The organism is Nonomuraea sp. IBHARD001, assembly GCF_056106265.1.
Genome location: NZ_JBWBBW010000002.1, coordinates 4,179,590 through 4,204,656 on the forward strand (window position 1 = coordinate 4,179,590; position 25,067 = coordinate 4,204,656).

Annotated in this window: 25 protein-coding genes; 16 read left to right on the plus strand and 9 right to left on the minus strand. The window is 73.0% G+C overall.

Translation table 11 applies throughout. The annotated features are described in order from the left end of the window. Positions 1-97 precede the first annotated feature (97 nt). On the plus strand, positions 98-1,114 hold the full coding sequence (locus ACTWNK_RS21060) for a protein kinase family protein (protein ID WP_474306101.1): 1,017 nt from the start codon (positions 98-100) through the stop codon (positions 1,112-1,114). A gap of 9 nt (positions 1,115-1,123) precedes the next feature. Here ACTWNK_RS21060 and ACTWNK_RS21065 read toward each other — a convergent pair whose 3' ends face one another. Continuing rightward, a complete protein-coding gene (locus ACTWNK_RS21065) occupies positions 1,124-1,312 on the minus strand; it encodes a hypothetical protein (RefSeq protein WP_474306102.1) in 189 nt (62 codons plus the stop codon). Between the two features lie 167 nt (positions 1,313-1,479). Between ACTWNK_RS21065 and ACTWNK_RS21070 the strand changes: the two genes are divergently transcribed. Next, positions 1,480-1,797, plus strand: a complete 318-nt coding sequence (locus tag ACTWNK_RS21070; protein ID WP_474306103.1) for a hypothetical protein — start codon at positions 1,480-1,482, stop codon at positions 1,795-1,797. A gap of 135 nt (positions 1,798-1,932) precedes the next feature. On the opposite strand, the gene ACTWNK_RS21075 is transcribed toward ACTWNK_RS21070, so the two are convergent. Continuing rightward, positions 1,933-3,198, minus strand: coding sequence for a hypothetical protein (locus ACTWNK_RS21075; protein WP_474306104.1), 1,266 nt, complete (start codon positions 3,196-3,198; stop codon positions 1,933-1,935). A gap of 157 nt (positions 3,199-3,355) precedes the next feature. Here ACTWNK_RS21075 and ACTWNK_RS21080 point away from each other — a divergent pair, with 157 nt between their 5' ends. Continuing rightward, a complete protein-coding gene (locus ACTWNK_RS21080) occupies positions 3,356-3,478 on the plus strand; it encodes a hypothetical protein (RefSeq protein WP_474306105.1) in 123 nt (40 codons plus the stop codon). Positions 3,479-3,584: 106 nt separating this feature from the next. Here the strand turns inward: ACTWNK_RS21080 and ACTWNK_RS21085 are convergent, their stop codons facing one another. Continuing rightward, positions 3,585-5,603 carry a M4 family metallopeptidase gene (locus ACTWNK_RS21085; RefSeq protein WP_474306106.1) on the minus strand — a complete coding sequence of 673 codons (2,019 nt, stop codon included), beginning with the start codon at positions 5,601-5,603 and terminating at the stop codon, positions 3,585-3,587. Positions 5,604-5,806: 203 nt separating this feature from the next. Between ACTWNK_RS21085 and ACTWNK_RS21090 the strand changes: the two genes are divergently transcribed. The 4 genes from ACTWNK_RS21090 to rph all read left to right on the plus strand — a co-directional run bounded on the left by ACTWNK_RS21090 (position 5,807) and on the right by rph (position 11,029). Then, positions 5,807-6,457 (plus strand): alpha/beta hydrolase family protein, encoded by a 651-nt coding sequence (locus tag ACTWNK_RS21090; RefSeq protein WP_474306107.1) that lies wholly within the window; start codon positions 5,807-5,809, stop codon positions 6,455-6,457. A gap of 28 nt (positions 6,458-6,485) precedes the next feature. Then, entirely contained in the window at positions 6,486-7,358 is an 873-nt protein-coding gene (locus ACTWNK_RS21095; protein WP_474306108.1) for a hypothetical protein, read from the plus strand. A 94-nt stretch (positions 7,359-7,452) separates the two neighbouring features. Beyond that, on the plus strand, positions 7,453-8,259 hold the full coding sequence (locus ACTWNK_RS21100; RefSeq protein ID WP_474306109.1) for an SAM-dependent methyltransferase: 807 nt from the start codon (positions 7,453-7,455) through the stop codon (positions 8,257-8,259). Between the two features lie 184 nt (positions 8,260-8,443). After that, entirely contained in the window at positions 8,444-11,029 is a 2,586-nt protein-coding gene (gene rph / locus ACTWNK_RS21105) for a rifamycin-inactivating phosphotransferase (RefSeq protein WP_474306110.1), read from the plus strand. 6 nt (positions 11,030-11,035) lie between these two features. Here the strand turns inward: rph and ACTWNK_RS21110 are convergent, their stop codons facing one another. The 3 genes from ACTWNK_RS21110 to ACTWNK_RS21120 all read right to left on the minus strand — a co-directional run bounded on the left by ACTWNK_RS21110 (position 11,036) and on the right by ACTWNK_RS21120 (position 13,506). Next, positions 11,036-11,443, minus strand: a complete 408-nt coding sequence (locus tag ACTWNK_RS21110) for a DUF6326 family protein (protein WP_474306111.1) — start codon at positions 11,441-11,443, stop codon at positions 11,036-11,038. A gap of 129 nt (positions 11,444-11,572) precedes the next feature. After that, entirely contained in the window at positions 11,573-12,208 is a 636-nt protein-coding gene (locus ACTWNK_RS21115; protein WP_474306112.1) for a response regulator, read from the minus strand. Then, positions 12,205-13,506, minus strand: coding sequence for a sensor histidine kinase (locus ACTWNK_RS21120; protein ID WP_474306113.1), 1,302 nt, complete (start codon positions 13,504-13,506; stop codon positions 12,205-12,207). The genes ACTWNK_RS21115 and ACTWNK_RS21120 overlap by 4 nt, the downstream gene beginning before the upstream one ends. 141 nt (positions 13,507-13,647) lie before the next feature. On the opposite strand from ACTWNK_RS21120, the gene ACTWNK_RS21125 reads away from it, so the two are divergent. The 8 genes from ACTWNK_RS21125 to ACTWNK_RS21160 all read left to right on the plus strand — a co-directional run bounded on the left by ACTWNK_RS21125 (position 13,648) and on the right by ACTWNK_RS21160 (position 20,436). Then, positions 13,648-16,146, plus strand: coding sequence for an ABC transporter permease (locus ACTWNK_RS21125; protein ID WP_474306114.1), 2,499 nt, complete (start codon positions 13,648-13,650; stop codon positions 16,144-16,146). A 126-nt stretch (positions 16,147-16,272) separates the two neighbouring features. Continuing rightward, complete coding sequence (locus ACTWNK_RS21130; RefSeq protein ID WP_474306115.1) at positions 16,273-16,947, plus strand: M15 family metallopeptidase; 675 nt, start codon at positions 16,273-16,275, stop codon at positions 16,945-16,947. After that, positions 16,944-17,741: a hypothetical protein gene (locus ACTWNK_RS21135; RefSeq protein ID WP_474306116.1), complete on the plus strand. Its 798-nt coding sequence runs from the start codon at positions 16,944-16,946 to the stop codon at positions 17,739-17,741. Before ACTWNK_RS21130 ends, ACTWNK_RS21135 begins: the two co-directional genes overlap by 4 nt. Continuing rightward, the gene (locus ACTWNK_RS21140) at positions 17,738-18,298 is read left to right on the plus strand and encodes a cysteine hydrolase family protein (RefSeq protein ID WP_474306117.1); all 561 of its coding nucleotides are present in this window, start codon (positions 17,738-17,740) and stop codon (positions 18,296-18,298) included. Before ACTWNK_RS21135 ends, ACTWNK_RS21140 begins: the two co-directional genes overlap by 4 nt. Positions 18,299-18,438: 140 nt before the next feature. Beyond that, on the plus strand, positions 18,439-18,993 hold the full coding sequence (locus tag ACTWNK_RS21145; protein WP_474306118.1) for a DUF1707 SHOCT-like domain-containing protein: 555 nt from the start codon (positions 18,439-18,441) through the stop codon (positions 18,991-18,993). Further along, entirely contained in the window at positions 18,981-19,373 is a 393-nt protein-coding gene (locus tag ACTWNK_RS21150; protein WP_474306119.1) for a DUF2089 domain-containing protein, read from the plus strand. Before ACTWNK_RS21145 ends, ACTWNK_RS21150 begins: the two co-directional genes overlap by 13 nt. 55 nt (positions 19,374-19,428) lie before the next feature. Further along, complete coding sequence (locus ACTWNK_RS21155; protein ID WP_474306120.1) at positions 19,429-19,848, plus strand: SHOCT-like domain-containing protein; 420 nt, start codon at positions 19,429-19,431, stop codon at positions 19,846-19,848. A gap of 36 nt (positions 19,849-19,884) precedes the next feature. Then, positions 19,885-20,436: a toll/interleukin-1 receptor domain-containing protein gene (locus ACTWNK_RS21160; RefSeq protein ID WP_474306121.1), complete on the plus strand. Its 552-nt coding sequence runs from the start codon at positions 19,885-19,887 to the stop codon at positions 20,434-20,436. Between the two features lies 1 nt (position 20,437). Here the strand turns inward: ACTWNK_RS21160 and ACTWNK_RS21165 are convergent, their stop codons facing one another. Next, the gene (locus tag ACTWNK_RS21165; protein ID WP_474306122.1) at positions 20,438-22,633 is read right to left on the minus strand and encodes an MMPL family transporter; all 2,196 of its coding nucleotides are present in this window, start codon (positions 22,631-22,633) and stop codon (positions 20,438-20,440) included. Positions 22,634-22,726: 93 nt separating this feature from the next. Here ACTWNK_RS21165 and ACTWNK_RS21170 point away from each other — a divergent pair, with 93 nt between their 5' ends. Next, positions 22,727-23,350: a TetR/AcrR family transcriptional regulator gene (locus ACTWNK_RS21170; protein ID WP_474306123.1), complete on the plus strand. Its 624-nt coding sequence runs from the start codon at positions 22,727-22,729 to the stop codon at positions 23,348-23,350. Here the strand turns inward: ACTWNK_RS21170 and ACTWNK_RS21175 are convergent. Both ACTWNK_RS21175 and ACTWNK_RS21180 read right to left on the minus strand, forming a co-directional pair. Further along, a complete protein-coding gene (locus tag ACTWNK_RS21175) occupies positions 23,314-23,835 on the minus strand; it encodes an N-acetyltransferase family protein (RefSeq protein ID WP_474306124.1) in 522 nt (173 codons plus the stop codon). The genes ACTWNK_RS21170 and ACTWNK_RS21175 overlap by 37 nt on opposite strands. A 10-nt stretch (positions 23,836-23,845) precedes the next feature. Next, positions 23,846-25,042, minus strand: a complete 1,197-nt coding sequence (locus ACTWNK_RS21180; RefSeq protein ID WP_474306125.1) for an alpha-hydroxy acid oxidase — start codon at positions 25,040-25,042, stop codon at positions 23,846-23,848. Positions 25,043-25,067: the final 25 nt, after the last annotated feature.

The following is a 25,067-nucleotide window of genomic DNA, read 5'->3' on the forward strand; positions in this document are numbered from 1 at the left end:
GTAGGCTAGGCGTATCGTGTCGCACAATTCCTACCTGTCTGGTGTGCGGAGTCCGGGTCGGCCGGACGGTGATCCAGCGGGGGATGGGCGGGCGCTCGTGAGGACCGGTTCGGACTCGCGTCTTGCCGCCTACGCGGCGGTCTCGGCGCGGCTGGCGATGCTGGGCGACCGGCGGCTCGCGCAGATGGTGGGACACGCCGACGTTCGCTCGGCTGGGATCGGCGGCAGGCCGGCCGAGATGGAGGTCGCCGGGAGGCGGGTCTTCGTGAAACGGATCGCGCTGACCGCCGTCGAGTCGCGACCGGAGAACGTGGGCTCGACGGCGAACATCTTCGGGCTGCCGCTGTTCTACCAGTACGGGGTGGGGTCGGCCGGGTTCGGGGCCTGGCGTGAGCTGGCCGCACACGTCATGACGACCAGATGGGTGCGCACCGGGCAGTACGCGGGCTTTCCGCTGATGTACCACTGGCGGGTCCTGCCCGACACGCCGCCCACCGGGTTCGCCGACGAGTTCGGCGGCATCGACGGGGCGGTCGCGCACTGGGAGGGTTCCCCGGCCGTGCGGGAGCGGCTGGAGGCCATCGGTCGCTCGACGTCGAGCCTGGTGCTCTTCCTGGAGCACGTGCCGCAGACCCTGGCCGCCTGGCTGGCCGGATCACCGGGGGTGGCGTCCTGCCTGTGGGCGGAGGAGGGGCTGGCGCGTGGGACCGCTTTCCTGCGTTCGCGTGGGCTGGTTCACTTCGACGCGCATTTCGGCAACATCCTGACCGACGGGCGCCTGCTGTACTTCGCCGACTTCGGGCTCGCACTCAGTACGGCGTTCGAGCTCGGTACGGCCGAGGCGGAGTTCCTGGTCGCGCATCTGGACTACGACCACTGCTACACGGCGGCTCACCTGCTGCACCACGTCCTCGGCGACCGGCCGGACTTCCTGCGCGACCGGGCCGCGGGAGAACGACGGCTCGGCGACGTCGCGCCGGAGATCGGTGCGATCGTCGAGCGGCACGCTCGGGCGGTCGTCGTCCTGAACGACTTCCATCGCCGCCTGGTCGGCGAGAGCAGGCGGACGCCGTTCCCCGCCGCCGCGATCAGGCGGGCCAGGCGTGGAGGATGACCGTCCCGGTCAGGTGCCGGTCCGGCGGCGTACGGCGTAGGCGTAGGTCAGGGTGAGGACCAGGGGGCCCCACGCCAGGCCGAGTGCGATGCACGTGTTCGCCAAAGGGATGGCGTGGGCGGTGAGGTTCGCCCATCTCGGGACGGGGCGCTCGGTCCGGCCGGGGCCGGGCGTCGGATGGGTCGGCGTGGTCGCCATGGGACCTACCCTCGTCGATGTCCGGCGGCCGTACCTCCCTTGCCGGGGTGATCGTTCTCCCCTCGGCGGGGGAGGGCGGGCCTCGCGTTGATCGGGTACGGCTGCTGCGGCTACCCTGATCGGCGTACCGGCGGGAGGGCATCGTGCAGTCGGGGGCAGGGGCGAGGATGAGTGCGGAAGACGATTTCCGGCAGGTGGGCGCGGAGCTGGCCGACCTGGGGGTTCGGACCTCGCGGATGATGGGCAGTCCGGCGCTGAAGGACCGGGCGGGCAAGGTGTTCGCGAGCCTGTGGCATGACGGCTCGATGGTGTTCCGGCTGGTCAGGGACACGCCCGAGCATGCCGCCGCGCTCGGGCTGCCGGGGGCCTCGCTGTTCGACCCGTCGGGGGCGGGCAGGCGGATGCGCGACTGGGTGGTCGTGCCGCACGCCTCGGTCGAGCAGTGGACCGACCTGGCCGAGGCCGCCCTCAGCCGACCGCGCTGAACGGGACACGGCCGGGATGATCGGGTGCCGCCCGCCCCCTGAGCAGGAGGCGCGCGGCGGCGAGGCTCTCGCCCCGCGACCGCGCGCCGTGCCCCGGCCGGGCCGTACCGGCTTCGGGGGTCAGGTCCTACCGGGCTAGCAGTTGGTGTGCTTGATGCCCATCGACAGGGCGGCGGTGATGGGGCTGCCCATGGCCGGGTAGGAGATGGAGAACTCCACGCAGCGGTTGTTGGCCGCCGCGTAGGACCAGACGTTCCTCAGCTTGGTCGCCTGGTAGTAGGCGAGCAGGCCGCAGGCGACCTTGATCGCCGCGTTCGGGATGGCGGCGCAGGTGGCGGCCAGGCCCTGGACGTAGGTGATGCTGTGGCGGTAGTTCCAGACCTCCGACCTGTTCCAGGTGACGTAGACGCTCCAGCCGAAGGAGACGCGGGGGTCGGCGACGACGGGGAAGACCGCGCCGGTGTGGTCGACCGTCTGGGTGATGCGGTTGCCGGTCAGGGAGTAGGAGGTGGGCAGGTCCCTGCCGGTGGCGTCCTTGGCCCACGGCGTGAAGACCTGGCCGACGACGGTGTCGCCGATCGTGATGACATATCCGCCCGCCGCGGTGTTGCCGGTCTCGGCGGCGGGAACGGGCTGGAGCTTCGCGCCCGGGGGCAGGGTGAGGTCGAACGCGGTCGAGGTGGGGGCGGAGGCGTCCTTGGCGACTGTGAGCAGGCGCGCGCCGCCCGCCACGGACTGGACCGCGGCCTGGACGGAGCCGACGTCGGTCGGGCCCGCCGCGATGCCGACCGAGTCGAAGTCGCCGGTGGTCAGCGGGGTGGTGGCGGTGGGCACCGACACCTTGAGTTCGAGCGGTGCGGCCGGGTCGACGGTGACCGTGGGCGCATCCGGCGCGGGGGGCCCGGTCTCGACGGCCGGTTTCCGCGCCGCCAGTGTGACGCCGTCGGCCAGGGAGTCGCCCGCCAGCTTGGCCGCGCCGGGCACGGTCTCGGCGATCACGTCGGGCACGGCGGCGATGGCCTCATAGGTCCGCCCTGCTCCGGCGTCGGCCGAGGTGACGAAGAAGTCGACCTCGTCCTGCTGGCGTTGCCTGCCGATGTGGTCGTCGGCGAACACCTTGAAACGGTGGGCGCCGGGTCCGGTGATGATCGGCCAACTGTACGGCGCTTCGGCGTCCTCGCCGATGAATTCGCCGTCAAGCCAGAAACGTAGGTTGGTCAAGTCGTCCGGCCCGGAGAAATCCACGACGAACGAGCCGTCGGCAATGGCACTCTCGTCAAGCTTGACACCGCCGACTGTCGTCAACGGCTTGGCACCGGTGTCGGCGAACGCCGTGGGGACACCGCAGAGCAGGAGTGCGCCTGCCGCGAGCGCGACGGCTGTGAGTTTTCTTAGTTGCATCTGAGAACTCCTGAACGAACACAAATGGACAAGACGCCCTCTTTATAGATCAGAAGATCTGAACGTCGGCCGGACGCCGCATGAACAGGGTCCCAAGATCAAGGATCTTGACAGCGGCTGGACGCCGGGCTCTGCTGAAGGCGGAAGATGTCGGGATGTGTCGCCGCTGGAGGACTGGAGCGCCGGTCATCAGGCACGCGAACGCGGCGCGCGGGTCCACACGACCACGCTCGCCGACCTCGACGCCGTCCGGCGAGCCCCGGCCGGCCCGCCGCCGTGAGGCCCGGGCGGGACCAAGCCGGTCGCGCCGACGTCAGGACCGGGCGCGTCCAGGTCGGTCCCGCCCGTGTCGAGATCGGGCGGGACCGGCATGACGCCCACGCGACCTACCGCCCGCCGCCCGACCCCGGCAAGCCGTCGCCGTTCGTCCGATCAGGCCTGGCCCCCCACAACGCAGGAACGTTGGGCGGCGTCCACCACGGCTGCGAGGTATGCGGCTGCCTGCACACGTACGTCACCCCTTCGTACGTCACCCGATCCCCCTTGGCGTACCTCTGATGCGGCGCCCAGGCGGGAATCGAGGGCAGCACGGTGAGCGTGTAGGGCGCGGTGACGTCGGTCAGGCCGTCGCCGATCACCTGGACGGTGTGGACGCCGGGTGCGGCGGCGGGGGAGAGGGCGATGGTCAGGGTGGAGGACGCGCCGGTGCGGACGGTCGGAGGGCTGAAGGAGGCCGTCACGCCTGCGGGCAGGCCCGAGGCGCGCAGCACGATGTCCTCGGGGACCGGCCCGAGGGTCGCGGTCTCGACGGTCGTGGTGAGCGACTGCCCGGCCTGCGCGCTGCCCGCGACCGGACGCAGCCGCAGCGAGAACGCCGACGGCTCGCAGATCGGCTCGCCGGGCTGCATCGGCACGTTCACCGCCGACCAGGCCGCCTGGACGCGTCGCGTGATCGTGCAGTCCTGCGGGAAGAGGTAGCCGGCCGCCCGTACGGTCGCCGAACGGGCCTTGGCGTGGTTCCACGGGGAGGTCTTCGTGTTCAGCCCGGCCATGAAGATCTGCCCGGCCTTCTGGATGCCGATGCCGGTCAGGGTGCTGCCGTCGCAGGTGGGGCTCGCCGGTCGGCCGCCGCCGGGCGCGCTTCCCTCGGCCAGCAGGTAGAACCAGTGGTTCTGCACCCCGGCGCCCGCGTGGACCTCCGTGCCGGGTATGGCCGAGCTGTAGCAGTTCGGATGGCCGAGCCGCGAAGGGTGGTACATGTAGCGCAGCGGTCCCTGCCCGGTGGGCGCGACCATCTCGCCGACCTCGTAGTCGGGCCGGTCGTAGGCGTTGTCGGCGTAGTGCTCGGTCAGCGCGCCGAAGACGTCGCCGGTCGACTCGTTCAGGGCGCCCGCCTCGTTGCCGCTGCCGGTGCCGCCGGGAGTCGTCTGGAAGACGGCGTGGCCGTACTCGTGTGCGACCACGTCCATCGCGGTCAGGGGCAGGGACAGGGCGGAGGCCTGGCGGCCGAACGCGGCGTAGGAGCCGTTCCAGTACGAGGCGGTGGTGTCGAGGCCAACCCGTGCGGGGTAGGCGCGGCCCTGGCCGTCGATGCCGCTGCGGCCGAGCCACGTGCGCATCATGTCCCACTGCTTCTGGACCGCGTAGAACACGTCCACGCAGGCGGTGTGGTGGGTGGAGGCCGGGGGGAAGGTCAGGGGGACGCCGTCGGGGCCGCCGCATCGCAGGCCGGGACGGGTCGGGTCGACCAGGGTGTACCCGTCGGCGGTGGGCGTCACCTCGATCTTCACCCGGCCGTTGTGGTTGCTGTCGGCCTCGACCTCGAGATGGCGTACCTCCTCCACCCTGTCGAAGATCGAACCGGTCACGGCGTCGACGAAGACACGCAGGCGGCTCGGCCCGCCCGCCTTCGCCCGGCCGCCGACCAGCACCTCCCAGGCCAGCCTGGGCACGCCGGTGCTCACGTGCACGACGGCCTGCGGCGCGGTGGCCGATTCGACCGCGCCGAGTTCGGCCTTCGCCGAGGCCAGCGCGTCACGGGCGCTCACCACCGGCTCGACGCCGATCGAGATCGGCGCGCGCTGCCCGGTCGTGACCTCGTGGACGACGCGCCCGGCCTGGTCGGTGGCCACGACGACCTCGCCGCCGTGGACCGGCAGCCCGGCATGCGTGCGCCGGTAGGCCAGGTAGCGCACGCCCTGCGGCCCGGTGACGCTGCTCGCCAGGGCGTAGGCGTCGCCGTCGGCCGTGTGCAGCCGCTCGGCGTGTTCGGTCAGCGCGGCCTGGGCCGAGGCGAGCGCGGAGGCCGCGGGCGTGGGAGGCGGTGCGGCCGAGGCGGGCACCGCGGCGAGCGCCGACGACATGATCGCCAGCACGATGACAGCCGATCCGAATGCGCGTTTCACAGCGGCCGGTCCTCTCAGCAGCCCCGAGGGAGTGACTGCTACCAATCTCCACCGCCGGACGCGCGCCGGGAGGTCCCAGCTTTCCATACGACGGTGCAATACCCCCCGCTACGCTGGCCGCCCCGGCCTGTCCAAGGAGCGAGACGGACGCGTCGGTCTCCTGGCCGTCGTCCGGGGCCGGGCCCACCTGTTCAAGGAGCGAGATGGACGCGTTGACGCTCGGCCCCGTACGGCAGGACCGCGTCGTGCTCTTCGCCGCCGGAGCGGGTGGCGACCCGGAGCGCTACCTGCCCCTGCTCGAGCACCTGGCCGACCACGGGTGCCAGGTCGTCGCACCACGCTTCGCGCCGTTCGACGGGCGCAGTCCGGCCGCCGCCGACCTGCTCGCCCGTCCGCTGGGCCTGGTCGAGGCGCTCGGCCGCCGGGCCTCGCCGTACGCCGATGTCGTGGCGGTGGGACATTCGATCGGCGGCTGGGCGGCGCTGTGCCTGGCCGGTGCGACGCCGTGGTGGCCGGACGGCCCGCTGCAGGTGGCGCGTGAGCCGCGGGTGCGGCGGCTGGTCCTGTACGCGCCCGCCGCCGGGTGGTTCGCGGCGCCGGGCGCCCTGGACGCGGTGACGGCGCCCGCGCTGGTGTTCGCGGGCGGCCAGGACGTGGTCACGCCCGTGGAACAGGCCCTGCACCTCAAGAGCGCACCGGCGGCCGACGTCGAGGTACGCGTGGTGCCGGGCGCCGGCCACTTCAGCTTCATGCACAGCCCTCCGCCCGGCGTACCGGCCGACGCCGCCGCCTTCGACCGCGACGGCTTCCTGGCCGACCTGGCGGGCCGGACCCTGGAGTTCGCCGTCGCATGACCACTCGGGCCAGTGCGATCATGACCCCATGACGCCCGACGGTACGGCTGCCGCGTGGGCGGAACGCAGGATCGCCTCGGTGCGTGACGACCCGGCGGCCAGGATCGCCCTCATGCGGCGATGCTACGGCGGCCCGTTCGGCAGGGCGCCACGGCATCTGCCGTTCCGCCGGGCGGCGATGTCGTTCATGCGCTGGCAGGTGCGGCGCGGACTGCTGGACCCGGTGTCAGGCAGTCCGTGGTGGCGTGCGGTGAACGAGCGTATCCTGCGCGACGGCTGTGAGGCGGTCGCGCTGAGCGCCGGTCTGCCCGGCCCGGCCTCCTCGCGCACGGCCGCGTCCTGGCTGGCGTTCGCCCGCCGCCCGAGCGCCGTGTCCTGGTACCGGGCGCACAACGGCAGTGTGGTCGCCGCCTTCCTCGAGCACCGCGACCTGGCCGATGCGGAGAACGAGGCCGAGCGCTTCTTCATGAACGTCGTGCTGTGCCGCGTGCTGTACGCGCATGCGCTCGTCGCGGCTCCCCGGATCTCGCTGGGATGGCTGCGCCCGCTCGCCCCGCTGCTCGGCGATCCGAGGCTCGGGATGACCGGTCTGTTCCTGCATCTGTCGCGCGTGCTGCCCGACGAGTACCCGTTGCGGGCGGGCGTCGGCTTCTTCCTGCGGGCCGAGCACGGGTTCGGGCGGCTGCTGGACTACGGCGTGATCACCCCGAGGCTGGAGCGGCTCTACGCGTGGTCGGCCGCCGAGCTCGACGCTCCGGGCCTGCTGGATTGTATCCACGAGGGCGCTCTGACCTATGCCTGGCCGCTGGACAAGCGTCACGTCTGGCGGGCGCCGAGGTCGTTATCGGTCCGAATGGTGCACAGGGCGCTGCCGCCGTACGGTCCGCATGGGCGGTTTTGACGGGGTTTTCGGCTCGGCAACACGGTATGGAAGCTTCCAAGCAAGCGCTACGATCTTCGTATCCACCACGCTCCTCGTCCCCAGGAGTCAGTACATGTCCGTCGATGACGAAAACCCGCGCCGGGATCTCGCCGCCAAGATCAAACCCGATGTGCCGCACGCCGCCAGGATGTGGAACTACTGGATGGGCGGCAAGGACAACTTCGAGGCCGACCGCGTGGCAGGTGACGCGGTCGCCCAGGTGTATCCAGAGATCGTGACGATGGCCGCGCAGTCCAGGCTGTTCCTGCAGCGCGCCGTGCACTACCTGGCGGGCGAGGCGGGCATCGACCAGTTCCTCGACATCGGCACCGGCCTGCCCACGATGCAGAACACCCACGAGATCGCCCAGGGCCTGGCGCCCCGGTCGCGCATCGTGTACGTCGACAACGACCCCCTGGTGCTCGTGCACGCCCGCGCCCTGCTGCGCAACACCACGCCCGAAGGCGTGACCACCTATGTGGACGGCGACTACCACGACCCCGACCAGATCCTCGACGACGCCGCGAACGTGCTGGACTTCACCCGGCCGATCGCGGTCATGTTCATGGGCGTGCTCGGCTACATCGCCGACCTGGAGGAGATGCGCTCGATCGTGTCGCGTGTGATGAGCGCCGTGCCGCCGGGCAGCTACCTGGTGCTGTGGGACGGCACCAACACCGGCCAGGCCGTCAGCGACGGTGCCGACCAGCTGCAGGAGAGCGGCGCGGTGCCGTACTACCTGCGTTCGATCGAGGAGCTCACCGGCATCTTCGACGGGCTCGACATGGTCGAGCCGGGCCTGAGCCCCATCACGCACTGGCGCAACGACACCAGCGACAAGCCGATCGACGCGCACGGCGCGGTGGCGCGCAAGCGCTGACCCGCCCGCACGGCGGCGCATGTGGAAAGGGCAAGAAGATCTCTCTTCTTGCCCTTTCTAACGTATAGCGGCCATGGGGGCTTGCGGCAAGACCCGGGGTGTGCCGCAGAATCGGCGGCCGTACGCAACACCGCCGAGCACATGGGGGTAGGACGTGGGTGTGCTGCCGGGAGACGAGCAGAATGTGATCGACCTTCGACAGGTCGACGAGACACAGGTGGCGAGCGTGGGCGGCAAGGCCGCGCACCTGGGGGCGCTGTCGCGGATCGAGGGCGTCGAGGTCCCCGCCGGGTTCGCCGTGACGACGGCGGCCTTCCGGCGGGTCGTGGCGCCCGCGCTGGAAGATCGGCTCGACCGGCTCGCGCGCCTGGACCCCGACGACCGGGCGGCCATCGGCGCCCTCGGCGCGCGGATCCGCGCGAGCGTCGAGGCGATCGCGATCCCGGGCGACCTGGCGGCGGCGATCACCGGGGCGCTCGCCGGGCTCGGCGACGAGCGGGCCGCCTACGCGGTGCGCTCAAGCGCGACGGCCGAGGACCTGCCGACGGCCTCGTTCGCCGGTCAGCAGGACACCTATCTGAACGTCGTGGGCCCCGATGAGATCCTCAGGCACGTCAGCCGGTGCTGGGCGTCGCTGTTCACCGAGCGGGCCGTGACCTACCGGCTGCGCGGCGGCATCGACCACCGCGCGGTCCACATGGCCGTCGTCGTCCAGCGGATGGTGCGACCCGACGCCTCGGGCATCCTGTTCACGGCCGATCCCGTGACCGGCGACAGGAAGGTCGTCACCGTGGACGCCGGGTTCGGCCTCGGCGAGGCCCTGGTCTCCGGCCTGGTGAACCCGGACGTGTTCAGGGTGCGCGACGGCCGCGTCACCGAGCGCGCGATCGCCGCCAAGCACCGTGCGATCGTCGCCGTGCCCGGCGGCGGCACCCGCGAGCGGCCGATCGACGCCGACGACCAGCGGCGCCCGGCCCTGACGGACGAGCAGGCCGTACGGCTGGCCGGGCTCGGACGGCGGATCGAGGCGTACTTCGGCAGGCCGCAGGACATCGAATGGTGCCTGGCGGGCGACGACCTCCTGATCGTGCAGAGCCGTCCGATCACCACGCTGTTCCCCGTGCCGCGCACGGGCGACGACGGCAACCACGTGTTCCTGTCGGTCGGGCACCAGCAGATGATGACCGACGCGATGAGGCCGCTGGGCCTGTCGATGTGGCAGCACACGGCCATGGCGCCGATGCTGGAGGCCGGTGGCAGGCTGTTCGTCGACTCCACCCGGCACCTGGACACGCCCGCGGGCCGGGCCGCCTTCCTGGAGCTCGTGGGCAGGTCCGACCCGCTGACCAGGGACGCGCTGGAGACCGTGCTGGCGCGTGACGGCTTCATCGCGCCGCCGGCCGAGCCCGTACCCGCCGCCGTGCCGCCCGGCGCGGGCCCGCCCGCGCCGATCCCCACCGACCCGGCCGTCGTGGAGGAGCTGGTCGGACGCAGCGAGGACTCCGTCGCCGCCCTGCGCCGCGACATCGCGGGCAGGCACGGGCCCGAGCTGTTCGACTTCCTGCTGGAGGCCTTCCAGGAGCACAAGCGTGTCCTGGGCGACCGCCTGAGCATGCAGGCGATCATGGCGGGCATGGAGGCCACCTGGTGGCTCAACGACCGGCTGGCGGAGTGGCTGGGCGAGAAGAACGCCGCCGACACCCTCACCCTTTCGGCCCCGGGCAACATCACCTCCGAGATGGGCCTCGACCTGCTGGACGTCGCCGACGCGATCCGCCCCCACCCCGAGGTGGCGGCCTTCCTCCAGGGCGTGCGCGACGACGACGACTTCCTGCGCGAGCTGCCCGGCCTCGACGGCGGCGCCGAGGCCCTGCGGGCGATCGAGACCTACCTCGACAGGTACGGCATGCGCTGCGTCGGCGAGATCGACATCACCAGGCCACGCTGGAGCGAGCGCCCGGCCACCCTCGTGCCCGCGATCCTCGACAACGTCAGGAACTTCGAGCCGGGCGCCGCCGCACGCCGCTTCGAGCAGGGCAGGCGACAGGCCGAGGACAAGGCCCGGGAGGTGCTGGCCCGCCTGCGGAGGCTGCCGGACGGCGAGTCGAAGGCGCGGGAGACCGAGCGGATGATCGACCGGGTCCGTACCTTCGTCGGCTACCGCGAGTACCCGAAGTACGGCATCATCAGCCGCTATCTCGTCTACAAGCAGGCCCTGACGGGTGAGGCCGAGCGCCTGGCCCGGGCCGGGGTGCTCGCCGACGCGCAGGACGTCTTCTTCCTCACCTTCGAGGAGTTCCACGACGTCGCACGCGCCAACCGGGTGGACCAGGCGCTGATCGCCGAGCGCAAGGAGGCGTTCGACGCCTACCGCGTGCTCACCCCGCCCCGGGTGCTCACCTCGGACGGCGAGGCCCTGACCGGCTCCTACCGGCGCGAGGACGTGCCGCCCGGCGCCCTGGCCGGTCTGCCGGTCTCGGCCGGGACCGTCGAGGGCCGGGCCCGTGTCGTCCTGGACCTGGCGCGGGCCGACCTCGAACCCGGCGACATCCTGGTCACCGTGCACACGGACCCGAGCTGGACGCCGCTGTTCGTCGCCGTCGCGGGCCTGGTGACCGAGGTCGGCGGCCTGATGACACACGGGGCGGTGATCGCGAGGGAGTACGGCCTCCCGGCGGTCGTCAGCGTCGTGGACGCCACCCGGCTGATCCGCGACGGCCAGCGCATCCGCGTGCACGGCGGCGACGGGTACGTCGAGATCCTGCCCTGACCGGCCCTACACCGCGGCCTCGGCGGGGACGGGCCGCCAGGTCCAGGCGAGGCCGAGCACGACGAGTGTGCAGCCGATCTCGACGGCGCTGTAGAACGCGTAGTACATGGTCACCGGTCCGGCCGTCAGCGAGGCCGCCTGCACGACGGTCATCAGCAGGGCCGCCGCGAGGTTGGCCCAGCGGTTGGCCCGGTGGGCCAGCACGCGTGACAGCACGACCATGGCGATCGGGATCTCCATGAGCACCCCGGCGCCGAGCAGGAAGCCCTGGGTGAGTCGCAGGCCGCCCGCCTCGCCCGACAGCAGTTCGGTCAGGACGGCGGCGTCCATGTGGCCGAGCACGTCGCAGTAGAGGTAGTTCAGCACGACGAAGATCCACAAGGTGGAGAGCAGGACGGGGCGGGGCGGGTTCACGGGGATCGGTCTGCCTTTCAGGATGGCCGGGCCACCGACGCAGGAGGGCCGGGCCACCGACGCTAGAAGGAAGGCCGCCGCCCGCCCACCCTCCTGAGAGGGGAGCGCCCCCCTCCCCGGAGGGGTCGCTCACGAGCCGGGCACGACGAAGCCGCTCTCGTAGGCGGCGATCACGGCCTGGGTGCGATCGCGCACACCCAGCTTGGCCAGCACGGTCGCCACGTAGGACTTGACCGTCTGCAGCGAGAGGAACAACTCGCCCGCGATCTCCGCGTTCGACAGCCCCCTGGCCAGCAGTCGCAGCACATCCTGCTCGCGCTCGGACAGGCCGGGAAGCGTCGCGCCCGTGCACGGGGTGAAGCGTTCGACGAGGCCGCGCACCGAGGCCGGGAACAGCAGCGACTCGCCCGCGCCCACCACCCGCACGGCCTCGACGAGCTGGGGCGGAGGCGTGCGCTTGAGGACGAACACGCAGGCCCCCGCGCGCAGCGCCTGATAGACGTAGTCGTCGACCTCGAACGTCGTCAGCACGAGCACCCGCACGCCGCCGCCCGCGCCGGTGATGCGCCTGGTCGCCTCCAGGCCGTCCATGCCCGGCATCCGCACGTCCATGAGCAGCAGGTCGGGCCGTGCCCGGGTGGCGAGCGCCACCGCCTCGGCCCCGTCGCCCGCCTCGCCGACGACCTCCCATCCGGGCTCGGCCGCCAGCACCACGCGCAGGCCCAGCCGTACCAGGGGGTCGTCGTCGACGATCGCGATCCTCATCCGGCCACCGTACGGCGCAGCGCGCAGCCCAGGCAGTCGCAGTCCGGATCGAGGCGGCATCCGGCGCGGGCCCGGCCGGGCAGCGCGACCCCCAGCGGCAGCACCGCCCGTACGGCGAAGCCGCCCGTCGTGGTCGTCCCCACCGTGGCCTGTCCGCCGAGCAGGGCGACCCGGTCGCGGATGGAGGCCAGCCCGTGCCCGCCGCCCCGGCCGGGCGCGACGGCGGTACGGGGGAGCGGGTTGACCACCGACAGGGCCACGACGTCGTCACCGCAGACCAGGTCGACGTCGACGACCCGGCCGGGCGCGTGCTTGGCGGCGTTGGTGAGCGCTTCCTGCAGCACCCGGTGCACACCCCGGGCGAGCACGGCGGGCAACGGGCCGAGGTGGATCCGCGTGCGCACGCGCATGCCCGCGTCGGCCGCCTCCCGCAGCAGCACCGGCAGGTCGGCGAGGCCGGGCAAGGGGGCGAGCCCGTCCTCGCGGAAGCCGGCGATGATCCGGTCCAGCTCGCCCAGCGCGGCGCGGCCCCGTTCCTGGATCGTGTCGAGCGCGTGCCTGGCGAAGCCCGGGTCGGTGTCGAAGACGTGGGCTCCAGCGCCCGCCTGGACCACGATCATCGACAGCAGGTGCCCGATGCTGTCGTGCAGCTCCTGGTCGATCCGTACCTGCTCCTCGGCCCGCACCGCCCGCGCCAGCACCGCCGCCTCGACCTCCTTCCGGCCCGGCCCGAGCAGCCGTACGGCCAGCCTCCGCTGCCACTGCGCGGCCCCGCGCACGGCCGTACGCGCGGTCGGCGCCACCACGAGGAACAGCACCGGCCCGAGCGGCAGCCACCACTGCGGCGCGAGGACGCCGACGAGCGGCAGGAGCGGGGCGACGAGCAGCAGGGGCGAGGCCGCGCAGGCCACGACGACGAGCGCGCCGAGCGGCCCGGCGACCGAACGCACGAGGATCCAGCCCAGCACCCGCAGGCTGTGGCGATCGCGCACCGTCGCGAGCGTCCGGCGCCACAGGTCGGCGGCCCGGGGCAGCCGGGCCCCCGCCGCGCGCACATGGCCGACCGGCGGCGGGGCGGGCACGTCCTGACCGAGCAGGGCGCGGGCGAGATGCCGCTCCAGCCGCCCGATCGGCCGCAGCGACAGATGTGCGACCAGGGCGAGCAGCAGGCCGACTGGCGCGAACCGCGAGGCGAACCCCGCCAGATACAGGCCGGCCACGCAGGCCGGCCAGAGCGGCCCGGTCAGCAGCCCGAGCAGCAGATATCCCGCCTCACGTATGTCACGGCCCGTCACCACGCGCCCATCTTGTCAGGCAAAAAGGGGAATTCCTTGAGGGGGACATACTGAGTATGCATACTTAGTATGCACTCCGGCCGTTCTCAAGGGGGAAGAAATGACGTCTGTGCGACCAGACCAGGTGGCCGCGGTGATGGCTCGATGAGCGTCTTACCGGTCACCCTGCGTCTCGCCCGCCGCAATGCCTGGCGGTCGCGGGGGCGAAGCGCGCTCATCATGGCGATGATCGGGCTGCCCGTCCTGGTCATCACGGGGCTCTTCACCTACATCGAGACCTCCAGGCTCGACCCGCGCGACGCGGTGGGGGTCATCCTGGGCACGGCCGACGTCCGGCTCACGCACGTCCCCGAGGGCGAGCAGCGGCTGATGCAGACGCAGGACGGAGGGGGCTGGACCACGAGCGGGAACGGCGAGGCGGCAAGGACCTCCCCGTCGGCGGCCGCGGTGGCGGCGCTGCTCGGGCCGGGCACACGGGTGATCCCCTACGACGCCGCGACGACCGCACTGGGCGGTCGGCAGATCACGACCGTGCGGACCGATCTGCGCGACCCCCTGACCGGTGGGATGCGGACGCTGAGCGAAGGCAGGCTCCCGGGGTCAGGTGAGGTCGCGGTGACGCCCGCGCTCGGCCTGCGGCCCGGCGAGACGCTGCGGCTGCCCGGCGCGGCCCCGCTGGCCGTGGTGGGCGTCGTCGAGCACCCGAACTTCCCCTCGCTCCTGGAGGTCACCGGGCCGGACCTGCCGCTGACGATCAAGGAGGGCCTCTGGAGCCCGGAGCAGCACAGTCTCGGCTGGCTCGCCGACACCGCGAAGCCGGTGGCCTGGAGTCAGGTGGCCCACCTGAACGCGCAGGGCCTGTTCGTCGTCTCCCGCGCCGCGCTCCCGACGCGCAACCTGTTCAACATCGCCGCTCTGGAGGTCCAGCAGATGGTCGGGCTCGGCGCCATGGCGGTCCTGGTGGTGATGGTGACCGTCCTGATGGCCGGGCCCGCCTTCGCGGTCGGGCTCAGGAGGCGGCGCAGGGAACTGGCCGAGATCGCGGCGCAGGGCGGGTCACACGGCCACCTGCGCGCGATCGTGCTCGCCGACGGCTTCGTGCTCGGAGGGGCGGCCACGGTCACGGGGACGGCGCTGGGCATCGGGGCGGGCGTGCTGGGCGCCTGGGTCGCCGCCCGCTGGGGCGGGGCGATCGGGCCGCCGGACGTGCCGTGGGCGCCGGTGCTGGGCGTGGCCGCGCTGGGCCTGCTCGCCGGGGTCGTCGCGGCGCTCGTCCCCGCCGTGCAGGCCGCCAGGCAGGACACCGCCGCCGTGCTCGCCGGTCGTACGCCGACCGCGGCCGACCGGCCCGGGTGGCCGCTGGTGGGAGCCGCGCTGGTGCTGGCGGGGCTGGGGGCGACCGTGGTGGCGCGGCGGCAGAGCGAGCCGGTCTGGGTGTGGGCCTCGGCCCTGCTGGTCGTCATCGGGCTGGTGGCGCTGATGCCGTGGCTGGTGGGCCGCACCGCGCCGCTCGCCACGCGGCTGAGGCTGCCGTTGCGCGTGTCCGTGCGCGACGCGGTGCGCCACCGCTCCCGTACGGTGAGCGCCGTGGCCGCGGTCATGGCGGTCACGGCCACGGTCGTGGCGCTGGGCATCGGCGCCCACAGCGAGTACGTGGACCGGCGTGAGGCCTACACCTCGGCCAGGCCGACCGGCATGCTGGCCATCTGGGCGGGCAACATCACCGACGCCGCCTGGAGCAGGCTGCGCGCCGAGGCCGTACGCGGCCTGCCCGGCGTGCCGCTGGCCGCGGGCTACCTGGCCAGGGACGCCAAGGGCAGCCGCTACGCCCTGCGCTACACCGTGCGCTGGAACGGCACCCGCACCCGCCGCACCGTGGCCGTCGGCGACCAGGCCCTGCTCACGATGTTGCAAGGGCGTGCGGACCCGAAGGCGGCCCAGGCGCTGGCGAGCGGCAAGGCCGTGGTGTTCGACCCCGGCGCGGTGCGCGACGGCAGGCTGGCGCTGCGGGCGAGCTCCACGTCGGGTCCGGCGCGCAGGTTCGAGGTGCCCGCCGTGGTGGCGGTGCCCGCCGACGAGCACCAGGGCGGCGCCGTGCTGCCGAGGGCCCTGGTCGAGCGGTCCGGGTTCTCGACCGTGGAACGCCAGCTCTACGCCATGCACCGGCTGTCGCTCGACTCCAAGCTGCCGGAGGCGCTGTCCAAGGTGACGTCCAAGGTGACGATCGCCGGTGAGGACGGGTACCGCCACATCTACCCGCCCGACACCCGGGGCTGGGTCGTCGGCGCGCTGATCCTCGTCGTGGGAGGCACCCTGATCGCCACCCGCCTGGCCGCGGCCGACATGCTCCCTGACCGGCTGACCATGCTGGCCGTCGGCGCGCCGCCCGGTGTGCTGCGCATGGTCGTGGCCGGTCAGGCGCTCTACATCTCGGGACTCGGCACCTTGGTGGGGCTGGCCGCGGGCACGGTGGCGGGCGTGGCGCTGAGCAGGCCGATGACGACGTACGGCGCGGGCGATCCCACCACGCTCGCGGTGCCGTGGCCGTTCGTGCTCACCGTGGTCGTGGGGCTGCCCCTGCTCGCGACGGCGGTCGCCCTGATCACCCGTACCCGTCCGCAGCTCACCCGCAGACCCGTGTGACGGTCGGTCCGTGGCGGCCGGGACCGGTACGGCGCCCGCCGCCCGGACGCCGTGCGGGGCCTTATATCGCCCGCGTATCGAAAAGCGCATACGGACCGGCAACACCGTCCTGCCTTGACTACGGGTATGAGCTACAGCCAACCCGTACGAACACCAGCACGCCGCATGCGACCGGCCCAGGTCGCCGCCGCCGTCGTGGTCGTCGGCGCCGTGGTGGCAGGCCTGGCCGCCTCGATCGCCGGGACCCTGCGTGACGGACCGGACGCGGGGCCGGTCGGCGGCGAGTCGGGGCGGCCGGCGAGCGAGGTGCACGAGCGGAGTGTGCCGCACGACCCGCCGCGTGCGCTCGGCGTGGCGGACGGCGCGGTGCCCGACGGCGTGACGGTGTTCGACGACGAGATCCCGGGCGTGGCCAACCTCGACCCCGCCCTGCTCGGCGCCCTGCGCAAGGCCGCGACGGACGCCGCGGACGACGGTGTGGAGTTCGTCGTCAACAGCGGCTGGCGCTCCCCGCCGTACCAGAACCAGTTGCGCCGCGAGGCGATCGCCACCTACGGCTCGGAGGAGGAGGCCGCCCGCTGGGTGGCCAGCCCCAGCGCCTCCCTGCACGTGTCGGGCGAAGCGGTCGACATCGGGCCGCCGCGTGCCGCCAAGTGGCTGGCCAGGCACGGCGCCGGCTACGGGCTGTGCCAGATCTACGACAACGAGCCCTGGCACTACGAGCTGCGCCCCCAGGCCGTCGGCCACGGCTGCCCGCCCAGGTACGCCGACCCCACCCGGGATCCGAGGATGCGCCCGTGACCACACCACGTGACGCCGTCGCCTCCCTGCTGGCGGCCGTCCTGCTCACGGGCGGCGTCCTGGCCGGTACGTCCGCCGTGCGCACGGCGCTCGCGGAGGAGGGCGGCAGGCGCCACCCGCTCGACGTCACGCTCACCGCGACCGCCGGGCCGCTCACCCGCGACCTGCTCGACCGGGTACGCCGCACGGGCGGCGTGGCGGCGGCCGTCGCGGTGGACGGCGTCGTGGCGCGGGCGTCCTGGCTCGGCGGGCCGCTCCCGGTCGTCGCGGCGCCCGCCGCCGACGAGGTGGCCCGCGACGCGGGGGCGTTCGCCCGGGTCGGGCCCGGCTGGATCGGCATCGACGCGGGCGCCTTCGGGCCGGAGGCGGCTCTCAGGACCGGCGACCAGGTCACGGTGGGCGTCGGCCATCGGCTGCTCGCCCTGCGGGTCGTCGTGGGCGCCGGATGGGGTCGCGCGGGCGTGGTCGCCCCGGCGACGCTGGAGTCGCTCACCGACGCCTTCGCACCGTACGCCGTCTGGGTGCGTGCCCGGCCGGACGCCGACGCGGAGCGGCTCGCCGCCGACCTGGACGCCCTGGCGCGTACGGCCGGCGCGACGACGGGCGGCGGGCTGCGGGCCAGACGGGAGGAGGAGCGGCGGGCGTCGCTCGGCTGCGTGGTCGTGGTGCTCGCGGTGCTCGGGGGCTGCGCCGAGGGGCGGTGGATCATGCGCGTGCGGCACGGCAGTAGGGTCGCTGCGGACCGGCGGCCGACGGGGCGCACGCCGCAGACGTACAGACAAGGACAGGTATGACCACCACCGCACTCATCGTCGGCGACCTCCAGGCGGGCATCGTGGACTCCTACTCCTTCGCCGAGGGTGTGCTCCCCGTCGTGGAGCAGGCGATCGCGGCGGCCAGGGCGGCGGCCCTCCCGGTGATCTTCATCCGGTTCGGCCTGCGCTCCTCCGGCGCCGACGTGGGAGCGGGCAATACGATGATCAGAGGCCTGCACGAGGCCGGAACGCTGTTCCACGAGGATTCCCCCCGGACGCTGGTGGCCCCGCGCATCCGGCCCCTGCCCGGCGAGGACGTCGTCGTCAAGCGCCGGGCGAGCGCGTTCGCCGGCACCGACCTCGACCGGCTCCTGCGCGCCCAGGGCGTCGACTCCCTCGTCCTGACCGGCGTCGCGACCAGCGCGATGGTCGCCGCCACCCTCTACGACGCCGCCGACCGCGACTACCACCTCACCGTGCTGTCGGACGGCTGCGCCGACGGGGAGCCCGACGTGCACGACTTCCTGGTCGGCCGGGTCTTCCCGGCCAGAGGCGTCGACGTCCTCACGGGCGCGGAGTGGATCGCCCGCCTGTGAGGTCGGGCCGCCGCATCCCTCTGCTGTTCGCCTGGCGTGTGATTGTTGAAGGGTCGATGAAGAAAATGAAGACTGTGTTATTGACCTGTTAATAAAATCAACATACGTTCACGTCAAGGCCTGTTCCAGGAGGAGTCCGCATGTCGACGTCGCCGCCCACCCCACCCAGCCTGCGAGCGTCGGACGCCGAGCGCGAGCGGGTCGTCGACCTGCTGCGCGCGGCCGTGATCGACGGGCGGCTGGACCCGGTGGAGTTCGACGAGCGGATCGAGGCGGCGCTGGCCGCCCGCACGATGGACGCGCTGGCGCCGCTGGTCGGCGACCTGGGCGTGCTGCCGACGGCCGAGCCCGCCCCCGAGCTGCTCACCATCAAGGAACGCCACGGCATCGTGCGCCGTGACGGCCGTTGGGCGCTGCCGAAGCGCCTGGTGCTGAACACCGGCTGGTGCGACGTGCTCCTCGACCTGACCGACGCCGTGGCGGGCGCTCCCGAGCTGGTCGTCGACATGCGGGTGAGCGGCGGCAAGGTGGAGCTGCTCCTGGCCCCCGGCATGGTCCTGGACGCCAACGAGCTGTCGGTACGGCACGGCGAGCTGGAGATCGGCCGCGACCGCGGCGGCGTGCCGCCGGGGCTGCGCGTCCGCCTGGCCGGACGCATGAGGCACGGCCGGATCGAGGCCCGATGGCAGGCGTGAGGCCGATGGCGGGCGCGCTGGACTGGCAGGAGCTCACGCATCTGACCCAGGGCAGGCCGTTCGTCGTCGAGCGGGTCAGGCTGGCCGGCAACGGGGTCGCGATCGAGGGCGAGTTCGAGCCGCCGCAGCTGGCCCATCTGAATGTCGAGGACCAGGTGTTCGTGACGGCGTTCGTCCGGTGCCACGGTTCGATCAAGGAGATGGAGCGGATCTTCGGGGTGAGCTACCCGACGATCAAATCCCGGCTGAACCGGATCACCAGGAGCCTGGAGTTCGTCGAGACCGACCCGGCCCCGACCGGCGCCGACGTGGTGGACCGGCTGCGCCGGGGGGAGATCACGGCGACGCAGGCGCTGGCGGAGCTGGAGGCGCGCCCATGACGCCGTAGGCCGCCGACCGTGCGCAGGGCCGTACCCGTACCCAGGAGAGGTCGCGATGAGCGAACAGCGCAGGGACATCCTCGGTCTGCTGGCCGAAGGCAAGATCACCGCGGACGAGGCGGAACGGCTCATCACGGCGCTCGAACGCGACCGGCCTTCGGCGGCGGCACCGGAGACACGGATCAAGGGCAGGGCGAAGTACTTACGGGTGCAGGTGGAGTTCGTCGAGGAGGAGGAGTCGGGCCGGATCAACGTCCGCGTGCCGCTCCAACTGCTGCGCGCCGGGGTGCGCCTGGCCGCGCTCATCCCGCCCCAGGCCCTGGGCAAGGCCAATGCGGCGCTGAGCAAGGCCGGAGTGCCGATCGACCTGGCCCAGCTCAGGCCCGACCAGCTGGAGTCGCTGGTGGAGCACCTCGACGAGCTGGCCGTCGAGGTCGACGGCCCCGACGGCCAGGTACGCGTCTTCTGCGAGTAGGGGCCGCGGGGCGTCGTCAGCGCCTAGCCTCCAGGTATGGACCTGGTCGGGCTGGCCCTCACCGCGATCGGCACCGTGGCGGGCGTGGCCGCCGCCTGGTTCGCCTGGATCCCGCTGCGCAGGCGGCTGCCGCCGGGCCGCGCCGCCGCCCCGCCCCCGGCGGCCGGGCCGGCGACGCCCGCCGGCTACGACGTGTTCATCTCCTACGCCCGCGACGACCGCGACTGGGTGCGCGCCTTCGCCGGGCGGCTGCGGGCCAACGGCGTGCGGGTGGCCTACGACGAGGAGTTCGTCCGCCACGGCGACCTGCTCGTCGTCAGGATCGAGGAGGCCATCCGGGCCGGTACGGCGGGCATCCTGGTCTTCAGCCCGGCCTCGGCCGCCAGCGACTGGGTGCGCAACGAGTACGCCGTCATGATGAAACGCGCCATCGAGACGGGCAGCCGCTTCATCCCGGTCCTGACCCAGGACACCGAGCTGCCCCCCTTCGCCGGGGCCCGCTCCTGCGCCGACTTCCGTGGCGTGGACCAGGGCGCCTACGACAGGCTGGTCGAGCAGATCGCCGCCGCGGTGCGCACCCCCCGATGACCTACGACCAGCCCGCGGCCCCGATGCGGGCGTGCAGGCGGCGCAGGAGCGCGGGCGCCCACCAGTTGGCGGGCCCGGCCAGCCGCATCGCCGCCGGGAGGAGGATCGCCCGGATGACGGTCGCGTCGACGAGGATCGCCACCGCCATCCCCACGCCGAGCATCTGCACGAACACCACCCCGGCCGTGGCGTACACGGCGAAGGACAGCGCCAGGACGGCCCCGGCCGTCGTGATGAGCGGCGCGGCGGCCCGCAGCCCGGTGGCGACGGCGGTGGCGGTGTCGCCGGTGCGGTCGTACTCCTCCTTGATCCTGGAGATGAGGAACACCTCGTAGTCCATCGAGAGCCCGTAGGCGATGCAGAACATGAGGATGGGGATGCTCGGGTCGATGCTGCCGGTGGCGGTGAAGCCGAGCAGGCCGGACAGGTGGCCCTCCTGGTAGACCCGGACGAGTACGCCGAACATGACCGCCAGGCTGAGCAGGTTCAGCACGATCGCCTTGAGCGGGATCAGCACACTGCCGGTCAGCAGGAACAGGATGACGAACGTGACGGCGAACATCAGCAGCACGAGCAGCGGCAGCCGCTGCACGACCGAGGCGCGGTAGTCGGCGAGTTCGGCCGGATAGCCGCCGACCAGGACGCCGAAGGGCGCGGGGGCCGCGCGTACCCTGCCGACGAGTTCGGCCGGGTCGTGCGCCGTCTGCGCCGAGGTGGGCACGACCGACAGCCACGTGCTCTCGCCCGAGACGAACCGCGCGGCCTCGCCCCCGGCCACGCGCGCTCCGGCCCGGTAGGAGCCAGCGGCCGAGTCGACCTGGGCGACGCCGTCGAGCCTGGACAGCGCGGCGGCGTACCCGGCGACGCCGGTGGCGGGCGTGGTGGACACGATCTGCAGGGCGTCGCTCTCCTCGGCGGCGAACTCGGCCCTGATGACGTCCTGCGTTTGGCGTGCGGGCGCCGATGCGGGCAGCACCCGGTCGTCGGCCACCCCGAACCTGACCCCGAGGAACGGCGAGCCGAGCAGGAGCAGCACCAGCGTCGCCGCGCCGCCGTACAGGACAGGTCTGCGCATGACACGCCCGGCCATCGCGTGCCAGAACCCGCCCGTGCCCGGCCCCGTGTCGCGGCGCGGCACCACCGCGCGCCCGAACGCGCCGAGCAGCGCGGGCAGGACGATCACCGCACCGGCGACGCCTCCCAGCACGACCGCGATCCCGGCATAGGCGAACGAGCGCAGGAAGTCGAACGGCAGCGCGAGCAGCACCGCGAGCGAGGCGGCCACGGTCAGCCCACTGAAGATCACGGTACGGCCCGCCGACTCGACACTGCGCGCCACGGCCTCGTGGTGGTCCCGGCCGTTACGCAGTTCCTCCCGATACCGGGTGATGACGAACAGCGAGTAGTCGATGCCGAGTGCGAGGCCCATGGCCAGGGTGATGTTCAGGGCGAAGGTGGAGACGTCGGCGAACAGCAGCACGCCCCGCAGCAGTGCGAGCGTCACCACCATGGCGAACACGCCGATCACCAGCGGCAGCACGGCGCCGAGCACCCGGCGCGAGTAGGCCCACAGCAGGACGAAGACCAGCGGGAAGATGATCATCTCGGCGCGGACGAAGTCCTGCCTGGCCTGCGGGACCGTCTGCCTGAACACCTCTTCGCCGCCTCCCGCCCTGACCGAGACGACCGCGTCGCCCCGGGTGAACTCGGGCACCAGGGCGGGCAGGATCCGCGAGCGCACGGTGTCGGCGTCGCCGGGGACGCGGGCCAGGATCAGCGCCTTGCCGCCGTCCTCGGCGCGCAGGGTGGCCGGTCTGCCCCTGCTCCAGTAGGAGGCGGCCTCGGCCACCCCTTCGTAGGCGGCCAGCCTTCGGGTCAGCTCCAGCCCGGCGGCGCTCACGTCGGCGTCGTCGACCGTGCCCGACCTGGCGGTGACCAGCAGGACGAGGTCGGCGCTGCCGGTGCCGAAGCGGGCGGCGAGTTCGGCCGCCGCCCGGTCCGACTCCGAGCCGGGCGCCTCGAACCTGGCCAGCGACAGCCCGCCGACCGTGCCCGAGGCCAGGACGGCGAGTCCCAGCGTGAGCAGCAGGCCGATCGTCAGGACCAGGCGGCGGCGCCGTACCAGGAGGTGGCCGAGGCGGCGCAGGCGGGGCGGCGCGGCGGTGGCGGGTGGAGGGGCGTGGAGCTGAACCGGCATGGGACTCCCCCGAAACTCGGTAAACTGCTCGTGTTTTCGTTGCGAGAGCTTTTTTACAAGTAAAAGCTCGTATTCGTCAATCGGGTGAGAGACATGTCCGACACACCCCGCCCCGTACGCCGCCAGGCCCGAGGGCTCAGACGCATGGCCGAGATCCTCGACGCGGCCGAGGAGGTCATCGCGGAGGTCGGCTACGCCGAGGCGACCACGAATGCGATCGCCGCCAGGTCCGGGATGTCGCCCGGCTCGCTGTATCAGTTCTTCCGCAACAAGGAGGAGATCCTCGACGGCCTGGTCGCCCGCTTCACCGACGACCGCCGCCGCCACTGGGAGGAACGCCTGGCCGGACCCGCACTCGACCTCCCGCTGCCCGACCTCGTCGACCAGGTCGTCGACGAGATCGTCGCCTTCAAGGGCACCCGCCCCGCCTACTGGTCCCTGCTGTACGGCTCGGCCACGGGCGACCGCCTCACCTCGGCCTCGGCCGTCCTGCACGGCCACATCGCCGAAGGCTTCGCCGCCCTGCTGGCCCGCCGTGCGCCGGGCCTGACGCCCGAGCGCTGCCTCACGGTGGCGACGCTGTGCCTGGCGACCGTCAAGGCGGTGACGCCCCTGGTCGCCGCCGCGCCCGCCGCCCGTGCGGCCGAGCTCACGGCGGAGCTGAAGCGGATGTTGCTGCTCTACCTCTCGCCCGCGCTCGGCGAAGGCCGCGACTGAGCGAGCAGGCGTGCGATGCTCGGCCAGAGGCACACGAGCTCGCCAGGCGGCACCCGCCCGGCGGGCGCCGCGCCGAGCGAGGCGTAGAACCGGCGCCCGCCCGTGTTGACGAGCCGGACGCGCACGCCCAGCGACCCGTGCCCGTCGCCCGCCAGGTCGGCGGCCACCGCCAGCACCAGCGCGCGACCGTGCCCGAGACCGCGGTGCCCGGCGTGCACGGCCAGGGCGTATATCTCGGCGTCGTGGCCGCTCCCCGGTGCGGCCGGGCCGCCCATGACCAGGCCGACGACAGCTCCGTCCGGCAGGAGCGCGACCCTCGTGTGATGCGGGCGCGGGCGCTCGGACGCCTCGGCGAGGAGGGTACGCCGCCAGTTGGCCGCCGACCGCTCGGGGGTGAGGTCGAAGTCGTCGTACCCGGCGAACGCGGCACACGTGATGCCGGCCATGACGTCCGCGTCGCCGGGACGCGCGTACCTGATCGGCATGCGCCTCACCCTAAGGGCGGTGCACCAGGTCGGGGGTGATGTCGTCCAGGCTGCGGCAGCCGGACAGCGCCATCGCGACCCGCAGCTCGGCGCCCAGGATGTCCAGCGCACGACAGGCGCCGGCGCGCCCGGCCGCGCCCAGGCCGTACACCAGGGGCCTGCCCACCAGGCAGGCGCGGGCGCCGAGCGCGAGTGCCTTGAGGATGTCGGCGCCGCGTCTGACGCCGCCGTCGAGATAGACCTCGACCCGGTCGCCGACGGCCTCGACGATCGCGGGCAGGGCGTCGATCGTGCTCACGGCGTCGTCCAGCTGCCTGCCGCCGTGGTTGGACACCACCACCGCCGACACCCCGGCGTCGGCCGCGCGTCCGGCGTCGTCGGGGCGCAGGACGCCCTTGAGCACGATCGGGCCCGGCCACAGGCCCCGGATCCACTCGATCGTCTCCCAGGACAGCGTGGGGTCGAACTGGGCGTTGATGTAGTCGGTCAGCGAGACGGCGCCCGCCGGGCTGCCCGCCGTACCGGCCACACTGGCGGCGGCGAAGCGGGGGGAGCGCACGAAGCGCCACGACCAGCGCGGATGGCGCATGCCCTGGGCGAGTGTGCGCAGGGTGAGGCGGGGCGGGATGCCGAAGCCGTTGCGCAGGTCGCGTTCGCGCGATCCGGCGCGCGGCACGTCGGCCGTGACGACCAGGGCGGTGTACCCGGCATCGGCCGCGCGTGCGATCAGGTCGGCGACGAGGGCGCGGTCACGCCACACGTACAGCTGGAACCACCTGTCGCCGTTGGAGCCGTTCGCCACCTCCTCGATCGAGTAGGAGCCCATCGCGGACAGGATGTACACGGTCGCGGCGCGCTCGGCCGCCTGGGCGATGCCCAGCTCGCCGTCGGGGTGGACGAGCCCGGTCAGGCCGGTCGGCGCGCCGAGCAGCGGCAGGCTCACCGGATGGCCGAGCACGGTGGTGGCGGTGTCGACGCCGGAGACGTCGGCGAGCACGCGGGGGAGCAGGCGCAGGTCGGCCAGGTCGCGCTCGTTGCGGCGCGCGGTGCGTTCGTCAAGCGCGGCGCCGTCGACGAAGTCGAACACGGCGCCCGGCAGCGCGGCCCTGGCGGCGCGGCGCAGGTCGTGGATGCTCAGGGCACGCGGGCCGCCGCCGCCCCTGCCCTCGCGGAGCCGGTGCCGGATCAGGTCGGTGAAGTCGCTCATGTACCGGTCCTTGTCCTCTCAAGTG